This window comes from Roseofilum acuticapitatum BLCC-M154, assembly GCF_030068475.1.
In the GTDB taxonomy this organism is placed as follows: Bacteria; Cyanobacteriota; Cyanobacteriia; order Cyanobacteriales; family Desertifilaceae; genus Roseofilum; species Roseofilum acuticapitatum.
The window spans coordinates 1-22,189 of sequence record NZ_JAQOSP010000107.1 but is presented as its reverse complement, the minus strand read 5'-3'; the positions used below and the strand labels follow the sequence as shown (position 1 = coordinate 22,189).

General features: G+C 46.0%; 19 protein-coding genes. 13 read left to right on the top strand and 6 right to left on the bottom strand.

What is annotated here, in order from left to right; genetic code table 11:
* Positions 1 to 30 precede the first annotated feature (30 nt).
* A complete protein-coding gene (gene cobN / locus PMG71_RS17115; RefSeq protein ID WP_283754924.1) occupies positions 31 to 4,395 on the bottom strand; it encodes a cobaltochelatase subunit CobN in 4,365 nt (1,454 codons plus the stop codon).
* A 222-nt stretch (positions 4,396 to 4,617) separates the two neighbouring features.
* Between cobN and PMG71_RS17110 the strand changes: the two genes are divergently transcribed.
* From PMG71_RS17110 to PMG71_RS17075, 8 genes are all read left to right on the top strand, one after another.
* Positions 4,618 to 6,885 carry a hybrid sensor histidine kinase/response regulator gene (locus PMG71_RS17110; protein WP_283754923.1) on the top strand — a complete coding sequence of 756 codons (2,268 nt, stop codon included), beginning with the start codon at positions 4,618 to 4,620 and terminating at the stop codon, positions 6,883 to 6,885.
* Positions 6,885 to 7,589 carry an N-acetylmannosamine-6-phosphate 2-epimerase gene (locus tag PMG71_RS17105; protein WP_283754922.1) on the top strand — a complete coding sequence of 235 codons (705 nt, stop codon included), beginning with the start codon at positions 6,885 to 6,887 and terminating at the stop codon, positions 7,587 to 7,589. Before PMG71_RS17110 ends, PMG71_RS17105 begins: the two co-directional genes overlap by 1 nt.
* A 25-nt stretch (positions 7,590 to 7,614) precedes the next feature.
* The gene (locus PMG71_RS17100; RefSeq protein WP_283754921.1) at positions 7,615 to 8,184 is read left to right on the top strand and encodes a TerD family protein; all 570 of its coding nucleotides are present in this window, start codon (positions 7,615 to 7,617) and stop codon (positions 8,182 to 8,184) included.
* Between the two features lie 357 nt (positions 8,185 to 8,541).
* Positions 8,542 to 9,063: a cytochrome b6-f complex iron-sulfur subunit gene (gene petC, locus PMG71_RS17095; protein ID WP_283754920.1), complete on the top strand. Its 522-nt coding sequence runs from the start codon at positions 8,542 to 8,544 to the stop codon at positions 9,061 to 9,063.
* 74 nt (positions 9,064 to 9,137) lie between these two features.
* Positions 9,138 to 9,977, top strand: a complete 840-nt coding sequence (locus tag PMG71_RS17090; protein ID WP_283754919.1) for an MBL fold metallo-hydrolase — start codon at positions 9,138 to 9,140, stop codon at positions 9,975 to 9,977.
* Between the two features lie 39 nt (positions 9,978 to 10,016).
* Entirely contained in the window at positions 10,017 to 10,694 is a 678-nt protein-coding gene (locus PMG71_RS17085; RefSeq protein WP_283754918.1) for a response regulator transcription factor, read from the top strand.
* A gap of 9 nt (positions 10,695 to 10,703) precedes the next feature.
* A complete protein-coding gene (locus PMG71_RS17080) occupies positions 10,704 to 12,155 on the top strand; it encodes a sensor histidine kinase (protein WP_283754917.1) in 1,452 nt (483 codons plus the stop codon).
* The gene (locus tag PMG71_RS17075) at positions 12,152 to 12,967 is read left to right on the top strand and encodes a hypothetical protein (protein ID WP_283754916.1); all 816 of its coding nucleotides are present in this window, start codon (positions 12,152 to 12,154) and stop codon (positions 12,965 to 12,967) included. Before PMG71_RS17080 ends, PMG71_RS17075 begins: the two co-directional genes overlap by 4 nt.
* Before the next feature lie 121 nt (positions 12,968 to 13,088).
* Here the strand turns inward: PMG71_RS17075 and PMG71_RS17070 are convergent, their stop codons facing one another.
* Together PMG71_RS17070 and PMG71_RS17065 are read right to left on the bottom strand one after the other, a co-directional pair.
* A complete protein-coding gene (locus PMG71_RS17070; RefSeq protein ID WP_283754915.1) occupies positions 13,089 to 14,282 on the bottom strand; it encodes a cupin domain-containing protein in 1,194 nt (397 codons plus the stop codon).
* Positions 14,283 to 14,357: 75 nt separating this feature from the next.
* Positions 14,358 to 14,639 (bottom strand): hypothetical protein, encoded by a 282-nt coding sequence (locus PMG71_RS17065; protein WP_283754914.1) that lies wholly within the window; start codon positions 14,637 to 14,639, stop codon positions 14,358 to 14,360.
* Between the two features lie 228 nt (positions 14,640 to 14,867).
* Between PMG71_RS17065 and PMG71_RS17060 the strand changes: the two genes are divergently transcribed.
* Positions 14,868 to 15,032 carry a hypothetical protein gene (locus tag PMG71_RS17060; protein ID WP_283754913.1) on the top strand — a complete coding sequence of 55 codons (165 nt, stop codon included), beginning with the start codon at positions 14,868 to 14,870 and terminating at the stop codon, positions 15,030 to 15,032.
* Positions 15,033 to 15,081: 49 nt separating this feature from the next.
* Here PMG71_RS17060 and PMG71_RS17055 read toward each other — a convergent pair whose 3' ends face one another.
* Positions 15,082 to 16,398 (bottom strand): AAA-like domain-containing protein, encoded by a 1,317-nt coding sequence (locus tag PMG71_RS17055; RefSeq protein WP_283754912.1) that lies wholly within the window; start codon positions 16,396 to 16,398, stop codon positions 15,082 to 15,084.
* Between the two features lie 98 nt (positions 16,399 to 16,496).
* Positions 16,497 to 17,261: a PEP-CTERM sorting domain-containing protein gene (locus PMG71_RS17050; protein WP_283754911.1), complete on the bottom strand. Its 765-nt coding sequence runs from the start codon at positions 17,259 to 17,261 to the stop codon at positions 16,497 to 16,499.
* An 807-nt stretch (positions 17,262 to 18,068) separates the two neighbouring features.
* Between PMG71_RS17050 and PMG71_RS17045 the strand changes: the two genes are divergently transcribed.
* Positions 18,069 to 18,836 (top strand): SIMPL domain-containing protein, encoded by a 768-nt coding sequence (locus tag PMG71_RS17045; RefSeq protein WP_283754910.1) that lies wholly within the window; start codon positions 18,069 to 18,071, stop codon positions 18,834 to 18,836.
* 29 nt (positions 18,837 to 18,865) lie between these two features.
* Here PMG71_RS17045 and PMG71_RS17040 read toward each other — a convergent pair whose 3' ends face one another.
* Positions 18,866 to 19,213, bottom strand: coding sequence for a single-stranded DNA-binding protein (locus tag PMG71_RS17040; RefSeq protein ID WP_283754909.1), 348 nt, complete (start codon positions 19,211 to 19,213; stop codon positions 18,866 to 18,868).
* Positions 19,214 to 19,521: 308 nt separating this feature from the next.
* Here PMG71_RS17040 and PMG71_RS17035 point away from each other — a divergent pair, with 308 nt between their 5' ends.
* Genes PMG71_RS17035 through mreD form a run of 3 tightly spaced genes read left to right on the top strand, consistent with a single transcriptional unit; the run spans position 19,522 to position 21,949 of the window.
* Positions 19,522 to 20,559, top strand: a complete 1,038-nt coding sequence (locus PMG71_RS17035) for a rod shape-determining protein (protein ID WP_283754908.1) — start codon at positions 19,522 to 19,524, stop codon at positions 20,557 to 20,559.
* 16 nt (positions 20,560 to 20,575) lie between these two features.
* Entirely contained in the window at positions 20,576 to 21,364 is a 789-nt protein-coding gene (gene mreC, locus PMG71_RS17030) for a rod shape-determining protein MreC (protein WP_283754907.1), read from the top strand.
* A gap of 9 nt (positions 21,365 to 21,373) precedes the next feature.
* Positions 21,374 to 21,949 carry a rod shape-determining protein MreD gene (gene mreD, locus PMG71_RS17025; RefSeq protein ID WP_283754906.1) on the top strand — a complete coding sequence of 192 codons (576 nt, stop codon included), beginning with the start codon at positions 21,374 to 21,376 and terminating at the stop codon, positions 21,947 to 21,949.
* Positions 21,950 to 22,189 lie beyond the last annotated feature (240 nt).

Here is a 22,189-nt window from a genome sequence, read left to right as displayed (position 1 = left end):
ATTGTAGCGATCGCCCCTTCTACTCACCTTCTACTCAATGTTCGCCTCCGCTTGATGAACGATCGCCCTCAACTGATCCACCCTTTCCAGACTCGCACTTGTCCACAAACCGCGCTGATGCGCTTCTAATAAGCGTTCTGCCATATCTCGCAGCGCCCAAGGATTGTGCTTTTCCACAAACTCCTGTACCTTCGGATCGAGTAAATACGCATCACTTACGCCCTCATAAATATGATCGGCTACACAATGGGTGGTGGCATCATAGGCAAACAGATAATCTACCGTTGCCGCCATTTCAAAGGCTCCTTTATACCCGTGTCGCATCACACCGGCTATCCATTTAGGGTTGATGACTCGCGATCGATAAACCCGGTTAATTTCCTCTTGCAATGTGCGAATTCTCGGATGATTCATTACCGCATGATCGCCAAAATAAACCGTAGGATTTTCTCCCTTTAATGACCGCACCGCCGCCGTTAATCCCCCTTGAAACTGATAGTAATCATCCGAATCTAACAAATCATGTTCCCGGTTATCTTGATTGTGCAAAACCACCTGTAAATCTTGTAAGCGTTGGGCAAAAACTTCCGGCGCACTTTGACCGTCCCCTTGCCCCGTGTAAGCGTAACTGCTCCAATTGAGATAAGCGCGGGCTAAATCCTCATCGGAGCGCCAATTTTGCGACTCAATCAAACCCTGTAACCCTGCACCATACGCGCCCGGTTTCGATCCAAACATGCGATAGAGCGATCGCCCCTTTGCTTGCTCTTCACTTAAGCCCAACTCTCGCCATTTCTCCGTTTCCCGGCGCACCGTCCCCGCTAATGGGTTCTCCTCTTCCGGCTCATCCAATGCTGCAACCTTCTCCACCACCTGATTAAACAAATCGATCAAATTCGGGAACCCATCCCGGAAAAATCCCGAAATTCGCAACGTCACATCCACCCTCGGCCGTCCCAAAACCGACACCGGAACCACCTCAAAATCCACCACGCGACGAGATGGGCCATCCCAAACTGGTTGCACTCCCAACAACCATAAAGCCTCTGCCAAATCTTCTCCTCCCGTCCGCATGGCTGAAGTTCCCCACATGGATAAACCCAGTGTTTTCGGATACTCCCCATTTTCCTGGGTATACCGTTCAATCAACGCTTCCGCAGCCTTCCGCGCCATTCCCCAAGCCGTTTCCGTGGGAATTGCTCGAATATCAACCGAGTAAAAATTGCGTCCAGTCGGTAGCACTTCTGCCCGTCCCCGCGTCGGAGCGCCCGATGGCCCACTGGCAATGTAGCGCCCGTCTAGTCCGCGCAAGAGGTTGGTGATTTCTTGCTGGGTAGCCTGTAGTTGAGGATACAGGGTTTCGGCGATCCAGGTGAGTTCCTTTTCCGTTGTAGGGGCGGGTTCACCAATACAGCAATTTTCGCTGCTATGCGGTACATCTCGATCCCCCCAACCCCCCTTTTTAAGGGGGGTAGTAAAAGTCCCCCTTTTTAAGGGGGATTTAGGGGGATCTGTCTGGCTCGTCACAACATTGCGAAGGGCTGTATCTGGGTGGGAAGACAAGATGGTTGGTGTTTCATGTCGCGAAGCGAAACCCGCCCCTACCAATAATTGGTCTACATAATTTGCCGCTAATGTTTCTAGTTGCTCCACGACATCTCCGACTTGGTGATAGGTTTTGTTTTCAATCACCACGGGGGGCGCTAACTGGGTCGTGGGGTCAGTGGTCAGGGGGTCAAAGTCTAAACCCAAATCTTCCGCTAAAGCACGGGTAATTCCCTGGGGACGGGAGCGGGAGATGGCAATGATCAAATCTCGCAGTTGTCGCCCTTGGGGACATTGACCGAAAATATGTAGACCATCGCGAATTTGCGCTTCTTTGAGTTCGCACAGATAGCCATCAATGCGGGTGGAAAGTTGGCAGGTAATCCCAGTTAAGTCTTCTGGAGTTAAGCCTAAATCTTGGTCGAGATGTTCTTGGCGGATAAGCGCTGTGATTCGAGATTGGATAGCGGGTAGTCTGGAGGGGTCTAAACTATCGGCTTCATAATATTCATCAACTAGGTTTTCGAGCTGTTGCAGGGGGCCGTAGAGTTCGGCGCGAGTCAGGGGTGGGGTAAGATGATCGAGGATAACGGCTTGCGATCGCCGTTTCGCTTGCGAACCTTCCCCCGGATCATTCACAATAAAGGGGTACAAGTGCGGCATTGTCCCTAACGCCACCTCCGGATAACAGCACTCAGACAGGGCTAAACTCTTGCCGGGTAACCATTCCAAATTCCCATGTTTGCCCACATGAATCACCGCATCCGCTTGAAAGATGTCTTTAATCCACTGATAAAAGGCTAAATAATGGGGCGTAGGCTCTAAATCTGGCGCATGGTAATTTAAGCTTGGGTCTAGATCATATCCCCGCGACGGTTGGATTCCCACAAACACATTGCCCAAATTTAACCCCGCAATAGCAAACCCCGTAGGGGCGGGTTCACCCACATTTTCGCCTCCCGTAGGGGCGGGTTCACCCAAATTTTGGTCTTCCCACCCAGATGTTTGTGAACCCGCCCTTACATCTGGGTACGAAGAAGAAGTCATCGGTTGTGTAACCCAACGTTCCGGGAGGGCGGGTTCACGAGTCCTATCGTCTTGCCATCCAGATATGGGTGAACCCGCCCCTACACCACCATCCCCGATACCACCCCATCGGTTATTAATACCCTGTTGCACCTCAACCGGCAACTGCTCAAACATGCGTTCATAATCATCTTGAGACAGAGATAACCCCATCTCCCCATCTCCCCATTCCCCCATTCCCCCACGATTCAACCGTATCTCATTCCCCTCCCAGTCATTCGTCACTCCTGCGGTTAAGCGAGTAATTAAATCATCCCCCGTTTCCGGAATATCCTCTAACTGATATCCTGCCTGTTGCAAAGCCGCCAGAATCTCCACACAACTGGCGGGAGTATCCAACCCGACACCATTGGCCAGCCGTCCGTCACGGGTGGGATAATTGGCCAAAATCACCGCAATTTTGCGCTCTGGGGCCGGCTTTTGCCGCAGTTTCACCCAGTTAGCAGCCAAATCAGCCACAAAGTTAACCCGGTCAGCAACGGGTTCATATTGCACCACATCGGTTTCTAGGCGCTCATTGTAAGTTTGTGTCGCCTTGAAAGAAATGGCGCGAGTGATAATTCTGCCGTCTACTTCCGGTAGGGCGATATTCATGGCTACATCTCTGGGTAGGAGTCCCCGGTTGCCTTGTTGCCATTGCTCGACGGTGGAGCTGCTGAGGATGACTTGCAGGGTGGGGACATCCAACATGGAGAAAAATAAGGGGGTTGATTCCTTGGTTTGTAGGGATTGGATGGCGAAGCTGGTGGTATTAAGCAGAACTTGGATGGGTGGGTTGTCTGGAGGTTGGAAAAGCTGTAGAATTTCTTCTTGGCAGTGGCGATCGCGCCAACGATGCGGAGCATTATCGCGCAACGAAGAAACAAAAACAGGAACCGGTGTTAACTGGCGCTGCACTAAAGCCTGACACAGCGCCTCAATTGGAGCCGTATTTCCGGCGCAATAATGGGCACGATAGAAGAGAATTCCCACTTTTGGCCAATTTTGCCCTAAATCCTGATTTTGCGGCAATACGCCCACTTTTGGGATGGGTTTCGGTTCAGGAAATTTGTCCCCTTCCCACCCAATGGTAGGGGCGGGTTCACCAATAGAGCCGTTTTCGCTGCTATACCCGGTCTTTTGATCCCCCCAACCCCCCTTAAAAAGGGGGGCAGGAACAGTCCCCCTTTTTAAGGGGGATTTAGGGGGATCTTTCTGGCTCATAACAGTGGAAAGTGCTGTATCTTGGTGAGAAGGGGAAATAGTTTGTGTTTGATGCCCCGTAGCGGAACCCACCCCTACAGAACCCGCTAAAAACAACAACCCATTACGAATATTCTCCACGCCCCCCTCGCTCCAATAGCGCCATAATTGGTTAACCTGCTGCAAAGAAACCGTCGAATGGCTCATCAACTCCATATCTGGAGCATCATCACCAGGCATCACCACCAAGGCAATACCCTGATTTTCAGCCAACTCCTTTACCACTTCCAAGCCATAAGACCAATAAGCCCGTCCGCCCAACAAGCGAACCACAATCACCTGGGCGTGCTGCAATACCCGCTCTGTGTAATCATCAATCGACAGTTGCTGCACCAAGTGCAACAGATTCGCCACCCGAATATCGGGAAACTGGGGCGGAAGATGGGGGAGAGTTGCCGCTAAGGTTTGGATATCTGTATCGGCTGCGGTGAGAATAACGATAGGGGCTGGAGTTTGTTCGAGGATAACCACTCCTTCATCTTGAGGGTTCCATCCTCCCGGAGTTGCGGCGATTCGATGCATTGTGAGTATAAACCTATATTAAGCTAAACGGTCAAAACCTAAAACTTTCCCAACGTTTCAGGGGGGTGGGGATCGAAAAGGGCATAGGATATGTAAACCGAAGAATGGCAAGCCCTCTGACTCAGAGTCGGGAGTAGGATTCATTTACTGTGGAGTCCGATACTCCTGCATTATTTGCCGTATCTTCATGTATCCTGAGAATCCTCCTGCCAAGCAATAGTAATGCTACCTCATCGAATTTTAGATTACAAGACCTTTAAACAGCTTTATGTCTTGTTACAGGGTAAGGCCGATACGTTGGGAGAGGCTGCAATCTGTATCACGGAGAGGATTTTAAATCAGACAGATTCCGAGTCCTCTTGGAATTATGGGCGATCGCAGTTTTTGCTTTTAGTCTCTCCAGCTTTGAGAGTGCTGTTAATTGGTACGCCTCTGGGTCAGTCCTCTGTCCATGAATTGCCTTATCTTCAAGTCGAGTTAACGTTTGACCCTCAACCGATCGCCGTCTTTCTTAAACAACTGGTTCGGGAATTATCCGATCCTTCTGTTGCTACACAAGCTTTAAGAAAAGTGATTCGCACGCCTCAAGTCAATTCTGCCTATTTGCAAGGAGAGTTGATGCTGCAAGTTTTAAGCCGTGCTGACGAGTCAGAATCCGGCTTGCAAGATGCTTGGACTGGCGCTTTTGTCCATCCTGCTCGGCAAGAAAGGCTGTTTTATCAAATTATTGCCCAAATGCAGCAGGAAGTCGATTTACCAACGATCTTATCGACTGCGATCGAGGAAGGACGAAGTTTACTGCAAGTCGATCGACTTTTAATTTATCAATTTGATGTTTTTTCTAGCAGTGAACATCAGGACGATCCGCTAGATAAAAAATGGGGTTGTATTACCTATGAAGCCAAGGGAGGGAATTCTATTTCTCCGGTTCTTCATCTGACTGAAGAAAAATCTTGCTTTGTTTATGGATGTCAAAGTCGGGAAAAATATCAACAAGGATGGGTTGCTGTTATTTCAGATGTGGAGTCAAGCTATCGTGATTCTCCTTGCTTGTTAGACCTCTTGCGTCATTATAATGTTCGTTCTAAATTGGTTGTTCCGATTCTGGTTCGCAAACAAATCTGGGGATTAATTATTGCCCATCAATGTCACTATCCTCGACGCTGGCTCGAATGGGAAAAACAGAGCGTAAAACGATTAGCGGATTATTTGGCGATCGCCATTGAGCGATCGCAGTCAGAAAAGGATCTGAGTCTGGTTTCTGCTGCTTCTGAATCTATGGCTCAAGAAGCGGAAATGAATATCTTAGATCTCCAGTCCGATCTGTTAAATAGCCAGATTCAAAATCGGATCAAGAGTGAGTTTTTAGCCGCGATTAGCCATGAACTTCGCACTCCATTGACGTATATCATCGGTATGTCTGCTACCTTGCTTAGATTGGCTTTTTCTGCGGATCTATCCGGTAAAAATTTAAGTGTTGATAAACAGAGAAGATATTTACAAAAAATTCAAGATAGTGGTAGACACCTCTTATCTCTAATTAATAATTTACTGGATTTATCCCAGTTAGAAGCGGGTAAGGCGGTACTGAATATTCGTAAGTTTTCTTTGACTACTTTGGTGCGAAATTGCCAAAGTAACCTGCAAAGCTTATCTCAAGATAAAGGACTAAACTTGGTGGTTAATATTTATGTTAATGAAGATGAAGATATCTTTTTTGCCGATCAATATAGGGTACAACAAGTTTTACTTAATTTATTGAATAATGCAATCAAATTTACAGAGGAAGAGGGGACAGTCACCTTAACGGTTTGGCGAGAAGAGGATATGGCGATTTTTAGGGTGGAAGATACGGGGATTGGGATTCAGAAAAATGCGTTTTCTTTCTTATTTGAAAAATTTCAGCAGTTGGAAACCGCCTATGAGCGCCAATATCCGGGTATGGGGTTAGGATTGGCTCTGACGCGGCAGTTGGTGGAATTACATGGTGGAATCATTGAAGTGGATTCGACTCCAGGAGTAGGATCGATTTTTACGGTTAGTTTACCTTCTCAACCCCAAGGTACGTCCTTAAAAAATGCTGTACATACGCCCTTAAATTCCTGGGCATCTAATATTCCTCTCGGACGCTTGGTTTTAATTCAAGAAAATGAACAAATGGCTTGGGAAATTTGTGATTTGCTCACCGCAGCCGGATATCAAGCGATTTGGTTATTGGATGGCTCAACGGTGACTCAGCAAATTGAAGTGTTGCGACCTTTGGCGATTATTACAGAAACTCAGTTGCCGGATATGAGGGTTCAAGAATTAATTACTATTTTGCGAAATTCGACCACCACTTATAAAATTAAAGTGTTGGCGATCGCCGATGCTTCTGAGCAACACGAGTTATCTCAAGATCCCCTTACTGAACCAGATGTGTATCTGAATAAACCCTTGCAACTCGAAGAACTCCTACAAACCCTTAGCCGAATCCTCTCGCCAAAGTAATGCAGCTACCCAAACCCTTCCCCCTACAGGGATTAATTGTATCTTGCCAAGCGCCAGCCGCCTCTCCTCTCCATCACCCCTCGGTCATTGCAGCCATGGCCAAAGCGGCCCTCAATCAAGGGGCGATCGCTGTTCGTATTGATACCCCAGCCCACCTCCAAGCCGTTAGAGAACAAACGGACAAGCCCATTATTGGTCTGTGGAAGCGCCAATTTCCCGATTCTGAGGTCTACATTACCCCCCAATTTGACCAAGCCCTAGAACTAGCACAAGCGGGTGCAGATTGGATCGCTATTGATGCCACGAACCGCCCCCGGCCAGGAGGCGAAACCCTACACACCCTAATTGATCGAATTCATCAGCAGCTCAATAAACCCGTCTTTGCGGATGTCGATAGCCTAGAGTCTGCAAAAGTCGCTTTTGATGCCGGAGCCGATCTGCTCGCTACCACATTATACGGATATACCCCCCAAACCCAACACCTTACCCCCCCAGGCTACGACCTCCTCGCGCAACTGGTGCAACAATTCAGTTGTCCCATTATCTGTGAAGGGGGGATTAGTTCCCCAGAAATGGCCCAGAAAGCCTTAGATTTAGGGGCAATGGCTGTGGTGGTTGGTACAGATATTACGGGAATTGACCAGAAAGTTAAATCTTATCAACAATTTTTGGCCACTCCCAAATCCGTGAGATATGCTGAATAAATGTCGTCAATTGACTTAAATAATTATGACCATTTCTCTAGCGAAAGGACAAAAAGTTTCTCTGGAAAAAGCATCCCCAGGTATTGAAGCCGCTTTTATTGGTTTAGGCTGGGATATTAAAGCGACAGATACGGGGGTGGATTTCGATCTCGATGCCTCGGTTTTTCTTTTAGGAGCCAATGAAAAATTGGTTTCTGAGAAGCATCTGATCTTTTACAATAACAAAAAAAGTCCAGAGGGTGCGGTAGAGTATATGGGGGATAACCGAACCGGTGCGGGTGAAGGAGATGATGAAGTCATTATTCTTGACTTGCGGAAAATTGCCCCAGAAGTGATGAAACTTGTGTTTACCGTAACCATTTATGATGCGGAACAACGCAAACAAAATTTTGGCCAAGTTAGTAATGCTTATGTTCGTCTAGTGAATGTGAAGACGAAAGAAGAGGCTATACGCTATGACTTAGATGAGGATTATTCCATCGAAACAGCGATGATTATCACCGAGTTATATCGCAAAGATGGAGAATGGCGGATGAATGCGGTAGGCGCAGGGTATGGTGGTGGACTGCAAGCCCTTTTAGACCGCTATAGTTAGTCTGAAAAGGGGCGATTTTCCCCTTTCCTAACAACATTTAGCTTAAGAAAGCTCCCTTAAAAGTAGGCATGGAAAGGAGTAACCCATTCCATAACCTGCTTTCAGGGGGCATTCCCTACCCAGTTTTTGACAACTGGGTTTAATCGGGACACAAGCATCACTAAATGGCAATATAGCATATTTAAGCAAAAATGCTATATTATTTTGGTATAGATCTAGAGCATAGGATGTAAAAGCCATTGTTCTGGAAGAAATCTAGGGATCAAAAAAGAGAAGAAGAAAATTAAATGAGTAAATTTCTATAAAGTTATGCTATAACCAAAGAGTCCTGATTACGATCCAAGGAGGGAAAATCAGATGGAAGAGGCTTATCCCTCAATGTCTCGCAGACAGTTCCTGAACTTTCTGACAGGAGCAACGGTTGCCAGCACTGTGGTTGCTGGCCTTTATCCTGCGGGTCAATTTTTCCTTCCCCGTCCAGAAACCGATGAGCAGGGTGGAATTTTGGCCAAGGATATCCATGGAAAGCTCATCCCTGGGAGCCAAATTTTAGCGGCTCCTGCCCACAGTCGTGCTTTGGTGGCTGGTTTGAGTGGAGAACCGACCTATTTAACGGTTACCGAACAGGGTGAATTACATCCCTGGGGCATTGTGGATAACTGTACCCACTTAGGTTGTACATTCCCTTGGAATGGTAATGCCAATCAATTTCAATGTCCCTGCCATGGCTCTCTCTATGATGCTGAAGGTCGAGTGCTACGGGGCCCAGCTCCCTTACCTTTGCGTCTAACCCATGCGAAGATTGAAGGGGACTATATTCGGCTTTCTCCTTGGACAGAAACCGATCCCCGGACTGGGAAAACGCCTTGGTGGGTTTAGGGAAAATCTCTCTGTGTCCTTTGTGTCTTTGTGGTTCCTTGCCACGAAGGCACAGAAATCGTAAAGTAAAACTCATGTCTTCAGATCATCTCAGCCAACTGAAAATAACCGTCTTAGTTGAAAATTGTGCCAGAGGTCGAGGGTTACTCGGAGAGCATGGCATCTCGTTTTTCATTGAAGCAGATGGCTATAAGATTCTGTTTGATACGGGACAGGGGATGGCATTACGCCATAATGCGGAACATTTAGGCATTGCCTTATGGGATCTCGATGCGATTGTTCTGAGCCATGGCCATTACGATCATACGGGTGGATTGCCCAGTTTAGGGACTTTCCAGGAAAATGGCCCGGTTTTGTTTCTCCATCCCCAGGCAATTTCCCCAAAATATAGCCCCAGAGGTAATATCGGCTTGCTTGACTCTGAGCAACTTTTAGCGGATTATGGCGATCGCATCGTCTGGACTCAAAACCCTACAGAAATTTGTCCGGGAGTCTATGCAACGGGAACCATTCCCCGCACCCATCCCCTAGAAAATACCGGGGGATCATTTTGGCAAGATGTTGAACACAATCGGGTCGATCCCCTTTGGGACGATCAAGCGTTATATTTGTATAGTCCGGAGGGGTTAGTTGTTCTGTTCGGTTGCGCCCATGCAGGAGTAATCAATACCCTGAATTATGTTACCCAGATTGCTGAAGTTGAACAGGTTTATGCCGTCATGGGAGGAATGCATCTCTTAAACGCTAATGAGCAGCGCGTGCAAGCGACGGTGGACACTCTGAAGCGTTATCAGGTGCAACGAATTGGCGCAAATCATTGTACGGGAATGAAGGCGATCGGTGTTTTATGGCATGATTTAGGCGATCGCTGCATAGAAGCTCATGTGGGTACACAATGGTTTTTTGGGGAGTGATGAACCCGATACTAAGCCTAAGTAGCTGTCATTGAACTGATGCGAATTCTATTAGTTGAAGATGATCCCGAACAACTCGAACCCTTACATTTTGCCTTAACTCGCGTGGGGCACATTGTCGATGCAGTGGAAGATGGCATTGATGCTCAATGGTTAATCGGCGAAAAAGAGTATGATTTACTGATTTTAGATTGGATGTTACCGGGAAAAGACGGGGTTGCCCTTTGCCAATTTTATCGCCAGTTGGGGAAAAGCGCCCCCATTTTAATGCTCACGGCTAAAGATACCACTGCTAATAAAGTAGAAGCTTTAGATGCTGGAGCCGATGATTACTTAGTTAAACCTGTCGATCTTGAAGAATTTTTTGCCAGAGTACGCGCTCTGCGACGGCGATCGCCCCTTTGGATAGGCGATATCCTACAAGTGGGCGATTTATCCCTAAATCTCGATACCCTATACTTAACGCGAGGCGAACAGAGCCTAAAACTGTCCAGTCGTGACTTTCAACTGTTAGAAATCTTGATGCGAAATCCCGGACAAATCCTCAGCCGCGATCGACTAGAACAAGCCCTTTGGGAATGGGGCGCAGAACCCGAAAGTAATGCGGTTGCCGCCCGCGTTAAACGACTGCGAAAGCAATTACAAAAAATTCAGGTAGACCACTGGATAGAAACCGTTTATGGTATGGGTTATCGTCTCGAAATTTGCAAAAATTAACCTGATCTTATGAGTAACCCTAGGCGATTTTTTTCTCCCTGGCATCAACTGCCCATTCGGATTCGAGGCACTCTAATTATTGCTATTCCCGTGTCTTGTCTGTTTACCGCCATATCTGCCTTTGCTTGGTTAAATGCCAGTTTAGTTGAAGATGAAAAATGGGTACAACATACGCAAAATGTGCGCCTAGAAACAAAACAGTTACTCAATGGCTTAATTGATGCTGAAACTGGAGTCAGGGGTTATGGATTGACCTTAAATCCAGAGTTTTTAGAACCTTATAAAAACGCGATCAAAATTATTCCAGACTCTGTAGAAAAACTAGAATTTCTAGTTTCTGACAATCCAGAACAAACTAAACGGTTGCAAGAGATCAAAGAGATTACGAATAAAAATCTAGAAATCTTTGATAAAAAAATCACCCTCAAAAGCGAATTAAAACGGATGGATTTAACCACCGATCAATGGGTTTCTATGGCTTCTCTCTCCGATTGGTTAGATGAAGGAAAAGCAACTATGGATCGCGGGCGATATTTAATTAATCAATTTGCAGAAACGGAAGAAATACTGCTCAAAGAAAGGCAACGGCATCAGAATTTATATCGGCGGATTACCTGGACAATTTTGTTGGTTTCTGCGGGGTTAGGAGGGATGGGTTTTTTGGCTTCCATACATTTATTTTATCAACTGGATCGAGAGTTAGCTAGTCGAGAGCAAAATTTACACAAAAGCAATCAACAACTTCAACGCTTTACAGCTAATGCATCTCATGAATTGCGAACACCCTTAGCCGCCATTTTGAGTCAGGCTCAAGTCGGATTAATGATGTTAGATGATTGGTCAGAATCAGGCGATTTACAAGCAGTTATAGTCGATCTACGTCCCCGATTTGGGAAGATAGTAAAATTAGCTAAAACCATGAGTGATTTAATTGCTCAGTTACTATTTTTAGCTCGCCATGAAGGGGGGCTAGATTCCCAATCTTTACAAGATATTAATTTAACTGAATTGATGATCAGTTTATCGGTTGATTTTTCTCTGGAAGTTGAGCGAAATGCCTTACAATTGGAGCAGGATGTGATTGAGCCTGGGGTTTGGGTGAAGGGAGAGGTTCATTTACTCCGGCAAGCGATCGCGAATCTGGTTAATAATGCTTGCCAATATACCCCCAAAGGTGGTACAATTGAGTTCAGTTTATTTACTGAAAATAACTGGGCAATTATTAGCATCAAAGATACAGGAATGGGTATTCCAGAAACAGAGATTCCCCACATCTTTGAGCGATTTTATCGCGTTAATGCATCCGGCGATCGCTCTTCGGTTAAACACTTTGGTTTAGGATTAGCCATTACCCAACAAATTGTAGAGTTTCATGGGGGAACCATCACCGTATTCAGTACCCTCAACCAAGGTTCGACCTTTCAAATTTCCTTACCGTTATCAGTCATGGAGGAAAAATGACCCAAATCATCCCTTGGGGTAAACTCTTGGCTCAAGATGCTACTGGATATTTAATCAATGATTGCCATATCGATAAGATTTCACCCCCCTGGACTCTCTTAGTAGAAGAACTGAGCCAGAGCGTTCAACATACTTGGTCAACTCGCTTAAAAACTCTCTATTTACGCGGTTCTGTTCCTCGCGGTTTAGCCCTTCCCCAAGTCTCCGATCTCGATAGTTTTGCTATTTTATTTGGAGAAATTTCCGATACAGATTGCTCCCTTGCCCGCCAGATTTGCAGCCAACTCCAAAAGCGATATCTGTTTTGCCAAAAAGTAGAACTGATTCTCTTAAATCAGAAAGATATTGAGCATCCTAACTCAATTTGGCCGGCAATTGTGCAAATTAAAAGTGTAAAGATTGCTGGCGAAGATTTGCCCATTATTTTGCCCAACGTTAAGCCAGGATATGCTCTGATAAACTATGCCTATACTTGGGAAAAAGATTTAGCCCAAACCCTAGATATTTTATCCCAATTGTCCCCGCAGGATATCCAATTTTCGGCTCAGGTGAAAAAACAATGCCGTTGGATCATGCGACGGATGGTGAGAACGGGGTTTGAATTGGTGATGGAGCAAGACCAAAGTTATACCCCTGATTTATATTATTGTTATCAACGGTTTGCGCTCTATTTTCCGGAGCAACAGAGAGAGATGGCTAAGGCTTTACAATTGGCCCTTTTTCCTTCAGGGAATCGTCCGGGTTTAATGGTGTTTTTGCGGGGTTTTGGTGGGTGGTTGGTGGAGCAGGTGATACAGCGCTTTGCGCTGTGATGGGGTGATGGGGAGATGGGGAGATGGGGAGATGGGGAGATGGGGAGATGGGGAGATGGGGGGATGGGGGGATAGATCTTGACCCCTTCTTAACCGATTAACTGGGCTTAAATGCACAATTTTAGGCTTCTATTTCACCGGAAGGATCTACTTGTAAGAGTCCTTGGGTGACGAGTTGAGTGAGTAGGGGAATGACTGCGGTTTCTACATCGAGATTGGGTGACCATTCGGCTAAATCTAGGAGGGTAAAGCCTTTTGGACGGAAGAGTTTTTCGACTAACTCTGTGGGTAATCCTTTAACCGTGGCTTGTTTTGTGCCGATAATGATTTGAGTTTGCTGATCTGTGGTGGCAACAATTTGCACGGGATGTAAGGGGGAGGAAATGAAGCGGGTTTCGAGTCCTTGAGCGAAAATCTGGCTACCGAGTTGATGGGGAAGGGAAAGGGGGAGCGGGGGCCGATCGCAATATCCGAGATAATGAAGATACTTTTGGATCGCTTCTGGGGTTTGTAACCAGGTGATTAGGCGATCGCGTAATTGCTGTAAATGGGTTTCAACGGTGCTTTTGTCCTCTGGAGTGATTACGGGTAAGTTTTCGCGCCATTCCGGAGATTCCTGTAATTCTTCTTGCAGCCAACCGATCCAATCTAATCCAGTTTGACAGCTAATGCCTAATGTTAAATGGAGGGAGGGGGAAAAGTCATCGTCAGAGGGAGTCCCACAGGCGATCGCATAATGCCAATGGCCCCTAGGAATGTATAATAAATCTCCCGGTTTCAGGATGCATTGCAGATAGGGAGGAACATCCGGAGGAATTTGATCGGACGATCGCATACTAGAAATGGGAGTGGCGATCGTTTCTGGAAACACAAACCATTCTTTATCCCCAGCAATTTGTAAAATTAGCACCTCATGGCTATCATAATGGCAATTAAATCCCTGTTCGGAGCGCGGCGAGCAGTAGAGATTAATATGGCTGCGATGTCCTGTTTCTTCCCGAATTTGGGCTACCAATTGCTCTAATTTTGGCATCCGACTATGGACACTATTGATAATTAAAGTTGCTCCTTGCTCAAGCAACTCTAGCCATTTTTCGGTTTTAGCTGCCGGTAAAGATGAACCATCTTGGGCAAAGCGCAGATCGGGATAAGGGATCTGGTGATAGTTTAATAAATGGTTGAGATCCTGCCAACTGAATAAATGGGCGAATTTATCCCCCGTTTTTCCGGGAATGAGTATCGCTCGCTTCGTCCAGTTTTCGGCCCAGAATTGCTCTAGGGAATAGGGAGAGAGGAGAGAAGATAAAACAGTCATAATGGGAATGGGAAAGAGGGAACAGGAAACAGGATATCTGTGCTTCACCCTGTTCCCCTGTGTCTCCAGGGCTACCTATGCTCGCCAATTGCGATTACTATTATTCACATCCTGATTTTGATCTACATTCTGATCTACATTTTGATCGTTATCTGCATTAGCCACTAATCTGACTTCCCCACTTCTCTCGGTGGAGTTTACCTTTAGGTTCACTACTTCGACTTCTATGGCAGTTTTTAGGGAAGTTTCTGGGGAAGGAGAGCTAGAGATGGCTTGTACCGGAGCCATTAACAGTAGGCTGGCTTTACCACTCAATAGACAAGCGAGGAGGAAATTGGACGACTTTAGGTTAGACATAAAACAAGGATGAATGGGTTTTTGCTGAACTAGCCTTTACCCTAGAATAAGATTATGACCGAAAGATGACCATTAGTCTCCGGTACAATCTGGCGATCGCGTAAATCTATTTTACAAGTTTGCTCATTCGTTCCCCAAATCAGTCAGACTAATAAATAGGAAGGTTTTCAACGAGGATGCCTGATTCGTTTAAAACTCCCCTATAACAAAAGATTTAAGGACATCATCATGACTGGTACAACTTCTCATCCTACAGGTTCCCGCTCCAACAGTTCTTCTGCATGGCAAAGCAGTCGCCGAAGATCGCAAACGCGGCGATCGCAAGAATTTGTATTAGACCGTAATTATATCCTAGATTTGGTCAATTCTTTAGAAAGTATATCAGAAAAATAACGGATAGCACTACCGATGGGTGATATCCTCAAGAACGATCCAACTGTAACTAGGTCATAAAGCGATCGCCAAAATACCAACGGTATAGCCCATTTGCCACCCTTACCCCATTCTTTCCTGACTGGACTAAACCCAAACTTTCAAGCTGAAATTCCAGGAACGGCGGTAATCTCACCGCTCCTTCAGCTTGGATCGCATCTTCAAATCCACCCAGGAGGATAGCATTTCTTTGCAAAATTTGCCCATAGGCATTCAAGTATTTCTTGAAAATAGGATCTCCCTCAATGTTAGCATTTAAGACAGTCTTTAAAGTGGCATTGTTTTGATAAATTGTGTATAAACTCAAGCTTACTAAATAAGGGTGTCCTCCTGTAAACCACATGAGTTCCTCAATTTCAGAATAGGTAAGTTTCACCCGATAATAGTTGGCCAACTCGTCTATCTCTAGGGTGGTAAAGTAAGGAAGTTTCATCGATTTACCAATGCGGATAGGAGCGCTTTTAATATTGAGTTCAGCATAAATATCTGTACGGGTCACTAATATAAATCGTAATTTTTTCCAAGACCTAGTTTCTGGACTTCCATATCCTGAAAATTCATGCCAAGAATGCAGTAAGCGTAAGAAATCAATAGCAATTGAATGATGATTAAATAATAGATTGAATTCGTCAATAGCGACTACTAAAGATGACTCAATTTGGTTGAGTACATTTTCTAGGTAACGGGTAGCTAAACTCTTACATCCTAAACCATCCGTAGCACAATTCCATTCAGGAGGTGACCAACTTAATCGATAATATAACTCATAAATTAGCCATTGTAAAAGTTGATCTATATTTTGTAAAAACTCTGTGTCAACCTGTTCTAGGCTTAAAGGAATGACCGTCATATTTTCTTGCCTAGCTTGATGCAACAGTCGAATCATCAGAGAAGTTTTACCCATTTTTCGAGGCCCCACAAGACTCAGAATCCCTCCTGGCTGAGACAAGACTTGAAAACCCAGTTGCTCTATACTGGGTCTGCTAATATACAACTTAGAGTCAAGGGAAAGGCGATCGCCAGGAAGATCTAGGAAACCACCGTCTAGATTTCTAGTCACCAGATACTTCTTTACCACAGAAGTAAAACTTTTTTTACTCACTTTTTCCCCCAATACTCCAGACAAGGTATGCCATAAATGGGGAGCGGCAACTTGTCGAATATACTGGCAGGAATAGTTTTCTTGAGTCGCAATCTGATGATATGGGATTGCTTTCTCTCCCCAGGAACCCTGGAGAATCGCTTTTTGAATAGGACTTAGAGGTTTACCGGTCTTTCCTATCCACTGTTGTTCAATAAAATGTAAAGCTCTCTCAAGATTAGCCATCGGTGCGTATTGAGTTTACTGTCCCTCAGTATAATACGCACCCATGGGTAGGATTGATAATGTTACATCTGTTTACTCAACTCAAAGGATCAAAGGAGCTAGTTCGCTTTACGCTTGAGTCCAGCCACTACACCCATAGCACCTACCGCCAATAATCCAAGCATAGAAGCGGGTTCTGGGGTACTAGCCACTTGTTCCTTGCTACCAATGGTCATATTATCAAAAGCAAACCAATCCCCTTGTCCAGTCGTCATGCTGAACGAGAGACCATTAAACAGCTCATCATCATTTTCGGCAATCAGTCCAAAGTAGAGAACAGAACCATCCGTACTCCCAGAGCTACCTACAGTATTGGGAACGGTGACTGTGGTTTGACCCCCATTGACCAAATCTAGAATCAGGGACAGTTGACCGCCAAAGTCACCAATATCTACCCCATTAAACCCAAAGGCTGCCACCTCTTGACTAAAGTCAATGGAAAACGCACCAGAACGGGCTGCACCTTCCCAAAACTTGTCTCCTGACACACCATAACGACCTGCGGCAGATGTGCCAGATGCCTGGTGTTCAATCTCTCCATTACCTTGTAAGGTCGCTACTCCCGCTACACCAAAATCGAGATCCACTGGCCCTGTTGTACCATCTGAAAATCCTTCAAAGGTTTCTACTCCCACTCCTACTAACCCAGAGAGAAAGTCATCTTGAGCGGCTGAAGCGTTAGGTGTTTCGGATAAGGGGATATAGCTACTATTGTTTAAATCTTCTCCGAAGAAGAGGCGATAAGCTTGAGCAGAAGGCTGAGTGGCAACGAGAGCAAAAATAGAGGTTGCAGCCGTAATCACTAAGGTTTTGGTTGTATTCATTGGTAAGGACTCCTATAAATCTTTCTGTGTTGTTTCCATAGCTCTAGCATGGCAGATTGAGGAGTCAATGAACATATCCAAAGGTCATACAATCAGCTACCCCAGGAGTTTAGGTCAGTTTCCGTAAATTGGTCTATAGTTTCTTTTGGTTTTTATGAAACCTTTAAAGTAGAGAGATCGCCCTCACGGTAATATCACTAGAGTCATACTAACCCTTAGATCGATCTCCCTTTAAATACACATACTATACTTTTTGTCAAGTCATATTTATCATATCAAGTCCGGAAAACTAACCCTAATTCAGGAGCTAGGGGGTGAGATGCTCCCACACGAAACAGGAATGCGGGCATCTTGTCTACTTCTTCAACCATCAACCAGGGTTCCCCGTTCCTTGAAGGCAAACCCAGAGCAAAAAATACGGTCATGCACTCGCTGCACAACCGTATGGAAAAGTTCTAGGAGTTTATATTTAACAATTCTACTGAACAGAAACCCGCCAATCAGCTACTATAGCGACGATTGATTCCTTTCACCCAACCTTCCTATCCCACTGGAGAACCCCCAAACTAGGTTTCAGTTGGTTACGCTTTCAGTACCTTATTTACTATTTATAAACCTTTTTATTCTCTGATGCAAGTCTAAGCCCCCTTACTTCATTAAAAGTTTATCAAAACAGAGCGTTTATAAAGCTTGTGTAAAGCTGAGAAACCTCATAGTTACCAAAACCGTAACCGTATCCTCACAGCAGCACGGGTCAGGCAAACTAAGAGAATTATAGACCTACGCTTAGGAGATTGACTCTAGTTTATGCATCCAATCCAAACCACTCGTTCTACTGCACACCCTGCTTGGGGACGTTTATCGATATTACCTCTAGCCATCGGCGTAATGGGGTTTTCCGTATTAATGGGAAATTGGTATAGCCCCAAACCCGTCAACGCTCAGGAACAACAGCAACTGTTGCAAACCTTGACCGTGACGGGGAGAGGGATAGAACGGATTCCGACGACTCTCACCCTGGTTAATTTAGGGGTAGAAGTTCAGGGAAAAACCGCCCAAGAGGTACAAGCCCAAGTGGCTCGTCAGTCTTCAGCCGTAGTGAAATTACTGCAAGAGCGTCAAGTGGAGCAACTGGAAACTACGGGAATTCGCTTAACGCCCAATTATAGTTATAGCAATGACACTCAACGCCTCACCGGTTACACGGCTACCAATACCGTCAGCTTCCGCATCGAGACTTCTAAAGCCGGTAGCCTCATCGATGAAGCCGTACAAGCGGGAGCCACTCGCATTGATGGCATTAGTTTTATTGCCACGGATGAAGCCATTGCCGAGGCTCAACAGGTGGCTCTGCGCCAAGCCACTGCTGATGCCCAAAAACAAGCCCAAACGGTATTAGATGCCCTCAATCTTAGCTCTCGTAGCATTGTCAGTATTCAGATTAACCACGCCAGCGCCCCCTCTCCTATCCGCTTGGATGGGGCAAACTTCGCACGAGCAGAATCTGCCCCAAGCCCAGTTATGGGAGGCGAGCAACAGGTTGAAGCCTCGGTTACCTTGCAAATTCGGTATTAAGTGGCTAGGGAGTAAGCAGGAGATGAGAATTAGTTGTCAAATTCCTCCATTTGTTCATCTCGCTTAGAGCCTAATAAGTCTAAGCGATCGACTTTAATTCTGGGACTCGATCGCTGGGCTTGAGTATTATAATCTTCCCACTGATTAATCTCTAAGCGACCCATAACTCCAATTTGTCTGCCCTTACGGACGTAGTTAGCCGCAATTTCAGCCGTTTTCCCCCAAATTTCGAGGTTAAACCAATCCGGTTCATCTGTCCGTCGAGTGGGACGATTGACCGCTAAAGTCAGCCTACACTTGACCGCGCCTGACTCAAAATACTTCACGTCTGGGTCGATACCGACGCGACCGACTAAATGTACCACGTTCAGCTCCATGTTGAATTCCTACATCCAAATGATGAACAATTAATCTACTTTAGCGAATCGAAGGAGGAATGAGGAGACCGTTCTGGGCAAAATTCTACTTCTTTGGTGGGCAGTCAGCTTTTAATCCTATCCCCCCATATCCCCATCCCCCTCTCCGATCCTGACATTGGGGTAAAGTCAGAGGAAATAGGGATTACAGGCTCGATTTAGGCAACTGACTGGACGCTAACTCAAAAACATAATAAAATCCACGTCAGTTATATATTTTTACAATTCTAGACATTTGGACATAACCTAAAAGTCGGGAGAGCAATACAGTGGGTATATTTAGTCGATTTTCAAAAGATATGGGTATCGATCTCGGTACAGCCAATACATTGGTGTATGTATCGGGGAAGGGAATTGTGTTGCAAGAGCCGTCTGTGGTGGCGATCGACACAGAAACCAAAGCTCCCTTAGCAGTTGGGGATGATGCCAAGAAAATGCTGGGTCGGACTCCGGGGAATGTGACCACATTTCGCCCTCTTCGGGATGGCGTGATCGCCGATTTTGACACCGCAGAATTGATGCTTAAGCATTTTATCGAACGGGTGCATGAAGGAAAACAGGGGTTAGTCCCCCCAAGAATGGTGATCGGTATTCCTTCGGGGGTGACAGGGGTGGAGCGTCGAGCGGTGATGGAAGCAGCTACCCAAGCGGGAGCGGGAGAAGTGTATCTGATTGATGAACCGGTAGCGGCGGCGATCGGAGCAGGCTTACCGGTAGCCGAACCGACAGGGAATATGATTATTGATATCGGCGGTGGAACTACAGAAGTTGCGGTTTTGAGTTTACAAGGTACGGTAATTAGTGAGTCCGTCCGGGTGGCGGGGGATGAGCTGAATGACTCTATCATTCAGTATATGAAAAAAGTCCATAACTTAACGATTGGGGAACGGACGGCTGAGGATATCAAGATTCAGATTGGTTCAGCCTATCCGACTCCAGAAATTGATGAGGGTGCGATGGATGTTCGGGGGTTGCATTTGCTATCTGGTTTGCCCAGAACGGTTAGCATTAAGGCGGGTGAGATTCGGGAAAGTATGTTAGAGCCGTTATCGATGATTATTGATGCGGTGAAGCGGACTTTAGAACGGACTCCTCCTGAATTGGCGGCGGATATTATCGACCGGGGGATTATGTTGGCTGGTGGTGGGGCGCTGCTTCAGGGTTTGGATACTCTGGTGAGCCATGAAACTGGCATTGTTACCCATGTGGCGGCCGATCCTTTGAGTTGTGTGGTTTTGGGAACGGGCCGGGTTTTGGAAAACTTCAAGCAGTTAGAACGGGTTTTCAGCGCTCGATCGCGGATGTAAGGTGGATGTAAAGTGAATGTATATACGTCAAATTCGTCGATGGTGGGAAAGAAATTGGTTAAACTTAGTGCTGATGATTGCAGCCCTAGGTTTGGCGGTCTATGTGCGACAAACCCAAGGAACCTTGGTCTTTGAACTCTATGGCCGTTTGGTAGAACCTTTCCAAGGAAATCCGCCTCAACAAGAACAATTAATGACGGCTCGGATGCTGGAGTTAGAAGCGAAAGTGGAAGAACTCGAACAGCAAAATAGCCGCCTGAAGCAGTTAATTGATTATCAGGAACAGTCAAAACAGGAAGGGGTGATTGCGCCCATCATTGGCCGTAGTGCGGATCATTGGTGGAAACAAATTACTCTGGGCCGAGGCAGTCGGGATGGCATTGAAAAGGATTATATTGTTGCTGGTACAGGAGGCTTGGTCGGTCGTGTCATTAGTGTAACTGAAAATACTTCTCGCGTCTTGCTCTTAAGCGATCCCACCAGTCGGGTGGGGGCAACCATTCGGGTGGGGAAAGACCGCAGTTTTATGGGCATCTTGCATGGGAGAGGGCAAAGTAAGGCGGTGATGGAGTTTTTTGATAAGGTTCCGGAAGTAAAGCCGGGATACAAGGTGTTTACCTCTCCCTATTCTCCTCGGTTTCAAGCGGGTTTGTTGATTGGAATCGTGGAGTCGGTGGATTTGAAAAAGAGTCCGGCTCCGGAAGCGGTGGTTAATTTTTCAGCTCCTATCGGTCATTTAGAGTGGGTGATGGTTTCTGAGGGTAAACCAGCGATGGATGTGGAGATCAATGAGTTGAATGAGTAGAAAGAGACCGTGGTAAAACAGTTCCTTGAAATCCTGGCTTCTTTGAGTCGTCTGGTTAATATTAGCCTGACGACCTTTTCTGTGCTGTTGTGTAGTCTGATTGTGTTTACCCGGTTTCCGGGGATGGAATTACTCGGAGTTGGGGTGAATTGGCCCTTGGTTTGGGTGGTGGTTTGGAGTCTCAAGCGTGATGCTTGGCAAGGGGCGATCGCCGGTTTAGTCTTGGGATTACTCCAAGATGCCCTGACTTCTCCCTATCCCCTGTTGGAAAATGGGGTAGTGAATGCTTCCCCCACCCATATGTTGGGGTTGGTATTGGTGGGCTTTTTGACGGGCAGATTCCAAAAGGATAAGTATTTGCAGGAGGATTTTATTTCTGTAGCGCTACTGACCTTTGGCATGACGCTGTTGGCTGAGACTATAATTGCTCTGCAATTGGTCTTAATTGGCGATCGCGATTTTTCTAGTATTTGGATTGCCCATCAACAAATTGCTTTGTGTTCGGCGATTCTCAGTAGTCTGTGGGCCCCGGTGATCTATGTACCCATGAATTTGTTTTGGGAACGATTTTCTCCGAAAAATTAATTGGGTAGGTCGATCTCTCTGAATAGTCCAGGGACAAGTTCTTGGTACAATGGGGATCATTCCCTATGCAGGGCAATACAGTAAGGTTGAAAAGGCTCTGTTGACACTCCTCGACCTAAAGGTACGAGGATTCTTTAAAAGGAGATATCCACCGTTGGACATTGCTCGAACCACAACTCCCAATACCGTTTTTAGTCGAATACCAGTGTTGCGCGATAGGGGATGCCAATTCCCACTACT